Below are 11,988 nucleotides of genomic sequence, written 5' to 3'. Positions count from 1 at the left end.
ACTGTGACCGGGTTCACGTTAAGCTGTGTGCAGGGTTAATAACATAACAGCCTAAGCATTATTACAAACTCAAAACGATTGCATTATTTTGGAGACCGGATGAACAACTCAACTTCGACCAAAGGAAAACGCTCGAACAAAAGCGTCACTTTCTTTGTCTGTTTTCTTGCTGCACTTGCCGGACTGCTGTTCGGCTTAGATATCGGCGTCATCGCGGGCGCCCTGCCCTTTATCAGCCATGACTTCCAGATTACTAACCACCAACAGGAATGGGTTGTCAGCTCCATGATGTTTGGTGCCGCCGTCGGTGCTGTCGGCAGTGGCTGGCTGAACTTCCGTCTGGGACGTAAATTCAGCCTGATGATCGGCGCAGTTCTGTTCGTTGTCGGCTCCCTGTGTTCCGCCTTTGCGCCCAACACAGAAGTGCTGATTGTTGCCCGTGTTCTGCTGGGTCTGGCAGTGGGTATTGCGTCTTACACGGCGCCTATTTACCTCTCCGAAATCGCACCGGAGAAAATCCGCGGCAGCATGATTTCCATGTACCAGCTGATGATCACCATCGGTATTCTGGCCGCATACCTGTCGGATACCGCGTTCAGCTATACCGGCGCATGGCGCTGGATGCTGGGCATCATCACCATTCCGGCATTGCTGTTGCTGGTTGGCGTCTTCTTTCTGCCGGACAGCCCGCGCTGGCTGGCCGCCCGTGGCGATGACGGTAAAGCACGCCGCGTACTGGAAAAACTGCGTGATTCCAGTGAGCAGGCAAAACATGAACTGGATGAAATCCGTGAAAGTCTGAAAGTAAAACAAAGCGGCTGGGGTTTGTTCGTTAATAACAAAAACTTCCGTCGTGCGGTTTACCTCGGCGTTCTTTTGCAGGTCATGCAGCAGTTCACCGGTATGAACGTCATCATGTACTACGCACCAAAAATCTTCGGCATCGCCGGTTTCGCCAGCACCTCTCAACAGATGTGGGGCACGGTGATCGTCGGGCTGGTTAACGTTCTGGCGACGTTCATCGCCATCGGTCTGGTTGACCGCTGGGGCCGTAAACCTACGCTGAAACTGGGCTTCCTGGTGATGGCAGTCGGTATGGGTGTGCTGGGTACTATGCTGCATATCGGTGTCGAATCCGATGCGGCGAAATACTTCTCCATTGCCATGCTGCTGATGTTCATCGTTGGTTTTGCGATGAGTGCTGGTCCGCTGATTTGGGTACTGTGTTCTGAAATTCAGCCGCTGAAAGGCCGCGATTTTGGTATCACCGTGTCTACTGCGACCAACTGGATCGCCAACATGATTGTCGGCGCAACCTTCCTGACCATGCTCGACAGCCTCGGCAATGCCAATACCTTCTGGGTGTACGCCGCGCTGAACGTGGTCTTCATCTTCATCACTATTGCGCTGATCCCTGAGACCAAAAACGTCTCACTGGAACACATCGAACGCAACCTGATGAAAGGTGAAGCCCTGCGCGACATCGGTAAGTAAGTTAGCAATAAATAAGCCTGCCATTCCTCCCCTGCAAAGGGGAGGAATTCCATATTGCATCTCTCCCCCGCCAGATTTATCCTTCGCCAGATGAAAACCTCACGTCTCCCCATCGCCCTGCAACAAGCCGTTATGCGCTGCCTGCGGGAAAAACTCCAGATGGCAAATCAGTTTTTTGGCACCGATTACACGGAGCCGGAAATCAGCTATCAGCAACGCGGCACCAGCGCGGGAAGCGCGTATCTGCAACACTGGCAAATCCGCCTTAATCCGGTATTACTGCTGGAAAATCAGCAACCGTTTATCGATGAAGTGGTGCCACACGAGCTGGCCCATTTGCTGGTATACCGCCGTTTTGGTCGCGCTCCTGCACCGCACGGCAAAGAGTGGCGCTGGATGATGGAACACGTGCTGGGTGTCTCAGCGAGCAGAACGCACAAGTTCGAAGTGGCATCCGTGCAAAGTAAAACCTATCCGTATTTATGCGCCTGCCGCGACCACCAGTTGACCGTGCGACGCCACAATAAGGTGATGCGCAAGGAGTCGGAATACCGCTGCCGCCATTGCGGCGAACTGTTACGTTTTAACGCTAACGGCATCACTAATTGCTGATTTTTCAATCACTCATTAGCAGCAAAGTCCCATTGTCACATCGCGCCGCATCCGTTACCCTTCCGGCCTTTTAGTCTTGGGTCTTTCAGAAACATGTTTCATAAAACGTTCTTATCTTTTCTGTTTATCAGTGCGCTGACACCGCTGAGCGCCTTCAGCCAGTCCGGCAACGCCATCAATAACTTCAGTCAGGCCAAAGCCGCTGCCGTGAAAATCAATCAGGGCGCGCCAACATTTTACTGCGGCTGCGATATCAGCTGGCAGGGGAAAAAAGGCACGCCGGATCTGCAATCCTGCGGTTACGCGGTACGTAAAAGTGAACAGCGCGCCAGCCGGATCGAATGGGAACATGTGGTTCCCGCGTGGCAGTTCGGCCACCAGATGCAATGCTGGCAGGATGGCGGGCGCAAAAATTGCGCGAAAAGCGCCGGCTATCGTAAGGTTGAAACTGACCTGCACAACCTTGAACCGGCCATCGGTGAAGTGAACGGCGACCGCAATAATTTCATGTACAGCCAGTGGAACGGTGGCGAAGGTCAGTATGGCCGCTGTGAAATGAAAATCGACTTCAAAGCCAAAGCCGCCGAGCCGCCAGCCCGCGCCCGTGGGGCCATTGCGCGCACTTACTTCTACATGCGTGACCAGTACAAACTGAATTTATCCCGCCAGCAGACACAGTTGTTTACCGCCTGGGATCGCCAGTATCCGGTCACTTCATGGGAATGTGAACGCGATAACCGCATTGCCAGGGTACAGGGGAATCACAACCCTTACGTTCAGCAGGCTTGCGTGCAAAGAAAAAGCTAACCTACTATAGGGCACAATAGTCAGCGACAGGGCTGGCAACCGTTGCCAAAATAGCCCACTTCACCACTTTAAGGACAGCAGTCACACATGCGCATACCCCGCATTTATCATCCGGAAATCCTGACCGCTCACAGCGAGATTGCGCTGAGCGAAGATGCCGCCAATCACGTCGGGCGCGTTCTGCGTATGCAGCCGGGTCAGGCGATTCAGTTATTTGACGGCAGCAACCAGGTCTTCGAAGCCAGCATCACGCAGGTTGATAAGAAAAGTGTGCGTGTCAGCCTGAATCAGGGCGTGCTGGCGGATAATGAATCCCCGCTGAATCTGCATCTTGGTCAGGTGATCTCGCGTGGCGAGAAGATGGAATTCACCATTCAGAAATCTATTGAGCTGGGCGTGAATACGATTACTCCGCTGTTTTCCGAGCGCTGTGGAGTCAAACTTGACGGCGAACGTCTGGAGAAAAAATTGCAGCAGTGGCAGAAAATCGCCATTGCCGCCTGCGAACAGTGCGGACGTAACCGTATCCCTGAAATTCGTCCGGCGATGCAGCTCGAAGCCTGGTGCAACGAGCAGGACGACAGCCTGAAGCTGAACCTGCACCCGCGCGCCAGCCACAGCATTAACACCCTGCCGCTGCCGGTAAGCCATGTCCGCCTGCTGATCGGTCCGGAAGGCGGTTTATCCGCTGAAGAAATTGCAATGACCTCCGGCTACGGATTTACTGATATCCTGCTGGGACCCCGTGTTCTGCGTACAGAAACCACAGCACTCACCGCGATTACAGCCTTACAGGTTCGTTTCGGCGATCTGGGTTAAGAGGAAACCAAATGATTAAGCTTGGCATCGTGATGGATCCGATCTCTTCCATCAACATTAAAAAAGACACCAGTTTCGCTATGTTGCTGGAAGCGCAGAGTCGTGGTTACGAACTGCATTACATGGAAATGAATTCCCTGTATCTGCGCGGCGGCGAAGGCCGTGCGACCACCAAAAAACTCAGCGTGAAGCAGGATTACGATGGCTGGTATGAGTTTGGCACAGAGCAGGATATCGCCCTGCAGGAACTGGACGTGATCCTGATGCGTAAGGATCCGCCGTTCGATACCGAATTCATTTATGCCACTTACATCCTCGAACGTGCCGAAGAAAAAGGCACGCTGATCGTCAATAAACCGCAGAGCCTGCGCGACTGTAACGAGAAGCTGTTCACCGCGTGGTTCCCTGAACTGACGCCAGATACGCTGGTTACCCGCAATGCAGCGCAGTTGAAAGCGTTCCATAAAGAACACACTGACGTGATCCTCAAGCCACTCGATGGCATGGGTGGCGCTTCCATTTTCCGTCTGAAACCTGAAGATGCCAACGTCTCCGTCGTTATCGAAACACTGACCGAACACGGCAGCCGTTTCTGTATGGCACAAAACTACCTGCCAGCCATCAAGGACGGTGACAAACGCGTTCTGGTGGTCGACGGCGAACCGGTGCCTTACTGCCTGGCGCGTATTCCGGCGCTGGGTGAAACCCGCGGTAATCTGGCTGCCGGAGGCCGTGGCGAAGCCCGTCCGCTGAGCGAAAGTGACTGGGCAATTGCCCGTACCGTCGCGCCAATCCTCAAGCAGAAAGGCCTGATTTTTGTCGGTCTGGATATTATCGGCGATCGCCTGACGGAAATTAACGTCACCAGCCCGACCTGTGCACGTGAAATCGAAGCCGCCTTCCCGATTTCCATCACCGGCATGCTGATGGACGCCATCGAGAAACGTCTGGCTTCACGATAAGCACAGATTAAAATCGATAAACGGGTTGTTCAGCATTGCTGGATAACCCGCTTTTTTTGGCGAGCCTGACGTAATAAACTGGCCTGCCTGCACTGATTTCAATTCTGAGGTTAAACATCCTGCATACCATGAATCTACAACATCACTTTCTAATTGCGATGCCTGGCCTGGATGAACCCCAGTTCAAACGTTCGGTCGTGTACATCTGCGAACACAATGAAGACGGCGCCATGGGGCTGGTGATTAACAAACTGGTCGACGATTTCACCATTGAAAGCGTACTCGACAAACTCGACATCACCCCCGAACCCCGTGACCTGAGTATTCGTCTTGATCGCCCGGTTTTTTCCGGGGGGCCGCTGGCAGACGATCGCGGTTTCATTTTGCATACGCCGCGCGAAGGTTTTGGCTCCAGCATCCGCATCTCTGACTGCACGATGATCACCACCTCGAAAGACGTGCTGGAAACGCTGGGCACGCCCGATCAGCCAAAAGATGTGCTGGTGGCACTGGGTTATGCCGCATGGGAACAGGGCCAGCTTGAAAAAGAATTACTGGAAAACTCGTGGCTGACCATTGAAGCCAGCAGCGATATTTTGTTCCGCACACCCATTGCTGACCGCTGGCGCGAAGCAGCGAAAATGATCGGCGTTGACGTCGGACAGCTCGCCACCCATGCGGGGCATGCATAATGGCAAACCGCACGGTTTTTGCTTTCGACTTCGGCACCAAAAGTATCGGTCTGGCTATTGGTCAGGAAGTCACCGGCACCGCCCGTCCGCTGACCTCGTTTAAAGCGCAGGACGGCACACCGGACTGGCAGAAAATTGAAAAACTGCTGAAAGAATGGCTGCCGGATCTGGTGGTTGTCGGTTTGCCGCTGAACATGGACGGCACAGAACAACCTCTGACCGCCCGTGCGCGCAAATTTGCCAACCGTCTGCATGGCCGTTTTGGCGTTCAGGTTGAACTGCACGACGAACGCCTGAGTACCGTAGAAGCCCGCGCTGATTTGTTCGATCGCGGCGGTTTCCGTGCGCTGGATAAAGGCAGCGTGGATGCCGCTTCCGCCGTCATTATTCTGGAAAGCTGGTTCCAGAAACAGTGGAGTCAGTCCTGATCTTCCGCCAGTAATCCCGCACGTTGCCGCTGCTGACGGCTTTGTGCGAACGTCTGCATGCCGGCCTGCGCGCCGGTTTGCAGGATATCCGCCAGCTGATGCGTTTTCCCTTCACGGATTAAATTGCACACCGCCGGTGTGGAAGTCAGCACTTCAAAAAGCGCTACCCTTCCCGCTTTTCTACCGTCCTTTTCTTCAGTCACCGCCAGTTTTTGCGCGATCACGGCCCGCAGGCTACCCGCCAGTTGCGCGCGGACAAACGCCTTTTCTTCTGCCGGAAACACATCAACCAGCCGGTCAATGGCCTGTGTGGCGTTGCGCGTATGCAGTGTCGCGAGAACCAGATGGCCGGTTTCTGCCGCCGTCAGCGCCAGCCGGATACTGTCAATGTCACGCAGTTCGCCCAGTAACAATACATCCGGATCTTCACGCAGAGCACCGCGCACCGCTTCACCAAATGAACGCGTATGCAGCCCGAGTTCGCGCTGCTGAATCAGACATTGCCTGCCAGTATGGATAAGCTCGATGGGGTCTTCCAGCGTAATAATATGGCGCTTCGCATGGCGGTTGAGATGATCAATCAGCGCCGCCAGCGTGGTGGATTTCCCGCTGCCCGTCGCACCGGTGACCAAAATCAGGCCGTCTTCCTGCATAATGACATGCTGCAAGATATCCGGCACCCTCAACGCAGCCAGCTCGGGACAACGGGCAGGCACCGGTCTCAGCGCCGCAGACAACCCGTGCAGTTGCTGAAAGATATTGAGCCGCATCCGCACGCCATCACCCAATGTCAGCGCTTTATCCACCTGTCCGGCCAGCTGCAAAGTATGTTGTTCAGTGGCATCCAGCCACGCATGGATCAGCCCCAGCATCTGCGAAGCCTCCACCACCGGCAGATCTTCACAGCGACATAATTCCCCGTCAATGCGCAACACAGGCGGATAGCCGGTACAAAGGTGCAGATCGGAGGCATTTTGCTTTACACTACGTCCCACTAATCCATCAATATCCATGTTGAAATCCTCCTGAGTCCCTATGAGCCTTAGTCAGCAAAACGCTATTGAGCAGAACTTACAGAATGTCCGCGAGAAAATCGCAGCCGCTGCACAACATTGCGGCAGGTCTCCAGAAGAAATTACCTTGCTTGCAGTCAGCAAAACAAAACCTGCGAGCGCTGTCGAAGAAGCGATTGCCGCCGGGCAGTTAGCGTTCGGCGAAAACTACGTGCAGGAAGGCGTGGATAAGATTGCCCACTTTGCCGGACATCAGCCTGCGCTGACCTGGCATTTCATCGGGCCATTGCAGTCGAATAAAAGCCGCCTGGTGGCGGAGAACTTTGACTGGTGCCATACCATTGACCGCCTGAAAATCGCCCAGCGGCTGAACGAACAACGTCCGGCCGGTTTAGCGCCTTTACAGGTGCTGATTCAGGTCAACATCAGCGATGAGGCCAGTAAATCCGGCATTGCAGTGGGCGATATCGCAGAACTGGCCCGACAGATTATGGCGATGCCCCGCCTGATACTGCGCGGCCTGATGGCGATTCCGGCAGTGGAAACGGATCACGCGCGACAGCTTGAGGTCTTCGGCAAGATGCGGGATGCGCTGAAAGATTTACAAAATATTTGTCCGCAGGCCGATACGCTGTCGATGGGTATGACCGATGATATGCCTGCGGCAATTGCGGCTGGCAGCACGATGGTTCGCATCGGGACCGCCATTTTCGGTGCCCGTGATTACAGCATAAAACAGTAACCTTTATCTTTGGGTTTACTGCTTTACTCTTGATAGGCTCAATTCAGCCCCCATTAAAAGCAAGGAGCATGAATGCAACATCGCAAAATCAGTTTTATCGGCGCCGGTAATATGGCGGGCGCAATTATTTCCGGCCTGGTCGAAAGCGGCTATCCGGCAAATCTCATCAGCGTTTGTGCCCCTTCCACCACGCATCGCGATGCGCTGGCTGATAAATATGGCGTGCAAAGCAGCAGCGATAACAGCGGCTGTGCAAAGGAGGCGGATGTCGTTGTTTTGTCGGTAAAACCGCAAATGATGGCCGATGTGTGTAAAGCACTGCAAAAAGACGTGGATTTTAGCGACAAGCTGGTACTGTCGATTGCCGCAGGCGTCAGTGTGGCGCGCTTCTGCGAGTTGCTGGGCGATAATCTGAACATCGTGCGTATCATGCCGAACACGCCATCCCTGGTCGGGAAAGGCATGAGTGGCCTGTACGCACCTTCTCAGGTTTCTCAGGCAGACCGTGATTACAGCGGCGAACTGATGACCGCCGTCGGGAAAATTTGCTGGGTCGATACCGAAGAAGGTATCAACCACGTAATTGCCGCCGCAGGCAGCGCCCCGGCGTATTTCTTCCTGTTTATGGAAGCAATGCAGGCTGAAGCGCAACGTCTGGGTTTCAGCGCTGAAACCGCACGGATGCTGGTTGAGCAAGCCGCCAGCGGCGCCAGTGCTTTAGTCGCCGCCAGTCCGGACACGCCATTGTCACAACTTCGTGAGAATGTGACGTCCAAAGGCGGCACGACGTTTGAAGCTCTGAAGGTTTTCACCGACCGTAAATTACCGGAGATTGTCTCCGAGGCCATGCAGGCCGCCATTACCCGCGCGCAGGAAATGGAAAAACTGTTCTAATAAGAGCAAATAATAAAATAACACTGCCCAAAATCATTCGTGTTGCGTCAAGGCGACACGCGAAGGATGAAGGGCATAGGAGAATTATGTTAACGCTGACGTTTCTGGTTAAAACCCTCATAGATCTCTACGTGATGGTTCTGCTACTGCGCATCTGGATGCAATGGGCACGTACAGATTTTTATAACCCGTTTTCACAGTTCGTGGTGAAAATTACTCAGCCCATTATCGGACCACTTCGCCGGATTATTCCGCCGCTGGGCCCGATTGACAGCGCGAGTTTGCTGCTGGCGTTTATCCTTTGCACCATCAAATTCCCGCTGCTGTTGCTTATTCAAAGCGGCGCTATTTTCTTTGGTCTGAGCAGCCTGCTGATTGGCCTGATAGGGCTGGTTAAAGCAGCCGGTTATCTGGTGTTCTGGCTGGTGATTATCCGCTCGCTGATGAGCTGGGTGAGCCAGGGCCGCGGGCCGATGGATTATCTGCTGATGCAGCTGACTGAGCCGCTGATGGCGCCAATTCGTCGTATTCTTCCGGCGATGGGCGGCATCGATTTCTCGGCGATGGTGGTGATCCTTATCCTCTATATGCTGAATTATCTGGGGATGGATCTGCTGGGTGCGTTGTGGTTCCAGCTTTAAGCCCGGCGTTCTGGCAATCTGATGCGCTGGTTTTGCGGCTGGTTATCCAGCCCAAAGCCAGCCGCGACAGCCTGGTGGGTTTGCATGGCGACGAACTGAAAGTCGCCATCACCGCCCCGCCGGTTGATGGTCAGGCGAACACACATCTGGTGAAATTTCTCGCAAAACAGTTTAAAGTCGCCAAAAGTCAGGTCAGCATTGAAAAGGGCGAACTGGGCCGCCATAAACAAGTCCGCATTACACATCCGCAAAATATCCCGACTGAGGTCGCGGTACTGCTCGCAGAATAACGTTTACGTCAGGACTCTCCCATGCAGAAAGTCGTATTAGCTACCGGCAACGCCGGTAAAGTGCGTGAGCTCGCACATCTTCTGGCCAGTTTCGGGCTGGACGTGGTCGCACAAACGGAACTCGGTGTTGAATCTGCCGAAGAAACCGGACTGACGTTCATTGAGAACGCCATCCTGAAGGCCCGCCATGCGGCAGCGGTCACCGGTTTGCCAGCCATTGCTGATGATTCAGGTCTGGCGGTGGATTTTCTCGGCGGCGCGCCGGGGATTTACTCCGCACGCTACGCAGGCGTTGATGCCAGCGATCAGCAAAACCTCGATAAACTGCTGGTGGCGCTGAAAGACGTGCCACAGGGTCAGCGCGATGCGCAGTTCCATTGTGTGCTGGTGTATATGCGCCACGCTGAAGACCCGACGCCGCTGGTGTGTCACGGCAGTTGGGCTGGTGAGATTATCTTTGCCGAAGCAGGCGAAGGCGGCTTCGGTTATGACCCGATTTTTTATGTTCCTGAGCTGGGCAAGACCGCCGCAGAACTGACCCGTGAAGAAAAAAGTGCGGTCTCGCACCGTGGACAGGCACTGAAACTATTGCTTGCCGCGATGAAAGAGGCTGTACAGAAGAATGCGTAAGTTACCGCCGCTGAGTCTCTACATCCATATTCCGTGGTGCGTGCAAAAATGCCCTTACTGCGATTTCAACTCGCACGCGTTAAAGGGTGAAGTGCCGCATGACGATTATGTCGCGCATCTGCTGGCTGATCTGGATGCAGACCTGCATCTGGTGGGCGGACGCAGTGTGGGGACGATTTTTATCGGCGGCGGAACCCCAAGTCTGCTGAGCAGCGAAGCGATGCAGAATCTGCTCGACGGCGTGCGTGCGCGGTTGCCGCTCGATGCTAATGCTGAAATCACCATGGAAGCTAATCCGGGTACCGTCGAAGCAGACCGCTTCAGCGGCTATCAGCGCGCCGGTGTGAACCGTATCTCCATTGGCGTGCAAAGTTTTGATGCGCAGAAACTGGAGCGTCTGGGGCGTATTCATGGCCCTGACGAAGCCACACGCGCGGCGCATCTGGCGACCGGCCTGAACCTGCGCAGCTTCAATCTGGATCTGATGCACGGCTTGCCGGATCAGACGCTGGAAGAAGCGCTGGACGATTTGCGTCAGGCTATTGCACTCAACCCGCCGCATTTGTCGTGGTATCAGCTGACTATTGAGCCGAACACAATGTACGCCTCGCGTCCGCCGACCCTGCCGGATGACGATGCACTGTGGGATATTTTCGAGCAAGGCGATCAGTTGCTGACTGCCGCCGGTTATCAGCAGTATGAAACCTCGGCGTATGCCAAACCGGGCTACCAGTGTCAGCACAATCTGAACTACTGGCGCTTCGGGGATTATCTCGGCATCGGTTGTGGCGCGCATGGCAAACTGACGCAGCCCGACGGGCAAATCCTGCGTACCGTAAAAACCAAACATCCTCGCGGCTATATGCAGGGACGTTATATGGACAAACAGCATCCGGTCGAAACCGAAGATTTGCCGTTTGAATTCTTCATGAACCGCTTCCGCCTGCTGGAAGCCGCGCCGCGTGAAGAGTTTGGTCTGTATACCGGGCTGGATGAGTCGGTGATACGCGCACAGCTTGACGAAGCGATCACCAAAGAATATCTGGTGGAAACCGCCACGCACTGGCAGATCACCGGCAAAGGAAAATTATTCCTCAACTCACTGCTGGAGCTGTTTTTGGGGGAGTAAGGTGCAGTTCACAAAGGACGGTTCGTTTTCCAACAAAAAAACCGCGTAATCGCGGTTTTTTTGTGTCCGTCATTTAGCCGGTTACTTTTTCAAATCCGCCAGCAAGGCTTTGTGCTGAGTATCCAGATTCGTCACACGCTTACAGACGTCATCGCCAAAGGCTTTGAATTCTTTTTCCTGCTTGTTCCACTCTTCCTGAATGGCTTGCTGCAGCCCGCCAAGATTACCCATCATCGCCTGCAACGGATTCCCACCGCTGGTAGCCTGTTTGAGGCCCATTTCGTTGATGCTGTCCTGCATCACGCCGCCCATGGTTTGTTCCATCAGCTTCTGACCGTTTTGCTTAACCTGATCCACCGCTTTATGGTGGAAGGTCAGACCGTCGGCGCGGTGCTCAATGATCAGGTTCATTTGTTGCTTCAGTTGCTTGTCGAGCGTGACCAGACGGTTACGCACGTTGCTGTCGGTGCCCAGTTTCTCGACGATCACCCGATCTACCGCCACGCGGCCTTTTTCGAGATGCGCCGTCGCACCCTGATCAATCCACGGCAGGTCGCGGCGCAAACCGGCCTGATAATCGATCGCTTCCTGACGCTGTCTGGCGCTCAGGGTCATGTCTTTACCGTTGAGGGTCACGTTACCATTTGGCGTGATCAGCAAATCACCGCTGTTGCCGACCACCTGAACGGTCTGCGGCTTGATGATCACATCATCTTTAGGCTGTACGGCACACTGATAGTCCGCCTGTGCGCTCCACGCACTGAGGGCCAGCAACGCAGCAAGTCCGGTTTTTACCACTCCACTTTTTACTAACATGTACTCTCCCTTAAGACAG

Annotated in this window: 15 protein-coding genes; 13 read left to right on the top strand and 2 right to left on the bottom strand. The window is 54.4% G+C overall.

The window, feature by feature from the left end; translation table 11 throughout:
* The first annotated feature begins 99 nt into the window (after window positions 1–99).
* The 7 genes from ABIC79_RS10285 (at window position 100) to ruvX (ending at window position 5,814) form a co-directional block, all read left to right on the top strand.
* Window positions 100–1,494 carry a sugar porter family MFS transporter gene (locus ABIC79_RS10285; protein ID WP_013576822.1) on the top strand — a complete coding sequence of 465 codons (1,395 nt, stop codon included), beginning with the start codon at window positions 100–102 and terminating at the stop codon, window positions 1,492–1,494.
* A 90-nt stretch (window positions 1,495–1,584) separates the two neighbouring features.
* Window positions 1,585–2,106 (top strand): SprT family zinc-dependent metalloprotease, encoded by a 522-nt coding sequence (locus ABIC79_RS10280; RefSeq protein ID WP_037033267.1) that lies wholly within the window; start codon window positions 1,585–1,587, stop codon window positions 2,104–2,106.
* Between the two features lie 93 nt (window positions 2,107–2,199).
* The gene (gene endA / locus ABIC79_RS10275) at window positions 2,200–2,913 is read left to right on the top strand and encodes a deoxyribonuclease I (RefSeq protein WP_241916957.1); all 714 of its coding nucleotides are present in this window, start codon (window positions 2,200–2,202) and stop codon (window positions 2,911–2,913) included.
* An 87-nt stretch (window positions 2,914–3,000) separates the two neighbouring features.
* A complete protein-coding gene (rsmE, locus tag ABIC79_RS10270; protein WP_112150887.1) occupies window positions 3,001–3,732 on the top strand; it encodes a 16S rRNA (uracil(1498)-N(3))-methyltransferase in 732 nt (243 codons plus the stop codon).
* 11 nt (window positions 3,733–3,743) lie between these two features.
* Complete coding sequence (gshB, locus tag ABIC79_RS10265) at window positions 3,744–4,694, top strand: glutathione synthase (protein WP_354567032.1); 951 nt, start codon at window positions 3,744–3,746, stop codon at window positions 4,692–4,694.
* A 128-nt stretch (window positions 4,695–4,822) separates the two neighbouring features.
* Entirely contained in the window at window positions 4,823–5,386 is a 564-nt protein-coding gene (locus tag ABIC79_RS10260; RefSeq protein ID WP_013576827.1) for a YqgE/AlgH family protein, read from the top strand.
* Window positions 5,386–5,814, top strand: a complete 429-nt coding sequence (gene ruvX, locus ABIC79_RS10255; protein ID WP_354567029.1) for a Holliday junction resolvase RuvX — start codon at window positions 5,386–5,388, stop codon at window positions 5,812–5,814. Before ABIC79_RS10260 ends, ruvX begins: the two co-directional genes overlap by 1 nt.
* Here ruvX and ABIC79_RS10250 read toward each other — a convergent pair.
* The gene (locus tag ABIC79_RS10250) at window positions 5,805–6,827 is read right to left on the bottom strand and encodes a type IV pilus twitching motility protein PilT (RefSeq protein ID WP_354567027.1); all 1,023 of its coding nucleotides are present in this window, start codon (window positions 6,825–6,827) and stop codon (window positions 5,805–5,807) included. The two genes, ruvX and ABIC79_RS10250, sit on opposite strands and share 10 nt — an antisense overlap.
* Before the next feature lie 22 nt (window positions 6,828–6,849).
* Here ABIC79_RS10250 and ABIC79_RS10245 point away from each other — a divergent pair, with 22 nt between their 5' ends.
* The 6 genes from ABIC79_RS10245 to hemW all read left to right on the top strand — a co-directional run bounded on the left by ABIC79_RS10245 (window position 6,850) and on the right by hemW (window position 11,153).
* On the top strand, window positions 6,850–7,569 hold the full coding sequence (locus tag ABIC79_RS10245) for a YggS family pyridoxal phosphate-dependent enzyme (protein ID WP_013576830.1): 720 nt from the start codon (window positions 6,850–6,852) through the stop codon (window positions 7,567–7,569).
* A gap of 72 nt (window positions 7,570–7,641) precedes the next feature.
* On the top strand, window positions 7,642–8,463 hold the full coding sequence (proC, locus tag ABIC79_RS10240; protein WP_013576831.1) for a pyrroline-5-carboxylate reductase: 822 nt from the start codon (window positions 7,642–7,644) through the stop codon (window positions 8,461–8,463).
* An 86-nt stretch (window positions 8,464–8,549) separates the two neighbouring features.
* Window positions 8,550–9,104, top strand: a complete 555-nt coding sequence (locus ABIC79_RS10235) for a YggT family protein (RefSeq protein WP_013576832.1) — start codon at window positions 8,550–8,552, stop codon at window positions 9,102–9,104.
* Window positions 9,089–9,394 (top strand): DUF167 family protein YggU, encoded by a 306-nt coding sequence (gene yggU, locus ABIC79_RS10230; RefSeq protein WP_013576833.1) that lies wholly within the window; start codon window positions 9,089–9,091, stop codon window positions 9,392–9,394. Before ABIC79_RS10235 ends, yggU begins: the two co-directional genes overlap by 16 nt.
* A gap of 21 nt (window positions 9,395–9,415) precedes the next feature.
* Window positions 9,416–10,024: an XTP/dITP diphosphatase gene (locus ABIC79_RS10225; protein WP_013576834.1), complete on the top strand. Its 609-nt coding sequence runs from the start codon at window positions 9,416–9,418 to the stop codon at window positions 10,022–10,024.
* Complete coding sequence (hemW, locus tag ABIC79_RS10220) at window positions 10,017–11,153, top strand: radical SAM family heme chaperone HemW (protein WP_013576835.1); 1,137 nt, start codon at window positions 10,017–10,019, stop codon at window positions 11,151–11,153. Before ABIC79_RS10225 ends, hemW begins: the two co-directional genes overlap by 8 nt.
* Before the next feature lie 81 nt (window positions 11,154–11,234).
* Here the strand turns inward: hemW and ABIC79_RS10215 are convergent, their stop codons facing one another.
* Window positions 11,235–11,969 (bottom strand): YggN family protein, encoded by a 735-nt coding sequence (locus tag ABIC79_RS10215; protein ID WP_013576836.1) that lies wholly within the window; start codon window positions 11,967–11,969, stop codon window positions 11,235–11,237.
* Window positions 11,970–11,988: the final 19 nt, after the last annotated feature.

Source organism: Rahnella sp. 2050 (assembly GCF_040544515.1).
GTDB lineage: Bacteria > Pseudomonadota > Gammaproteobacteria > Enterobacterales > Enterobacteriaceae > Rahnella > Rahnella aceris.
Note: the sequence above shows the minus strand (reverse complement) of the source record. Positions and strands in the feature narration are given on the sequence as shown.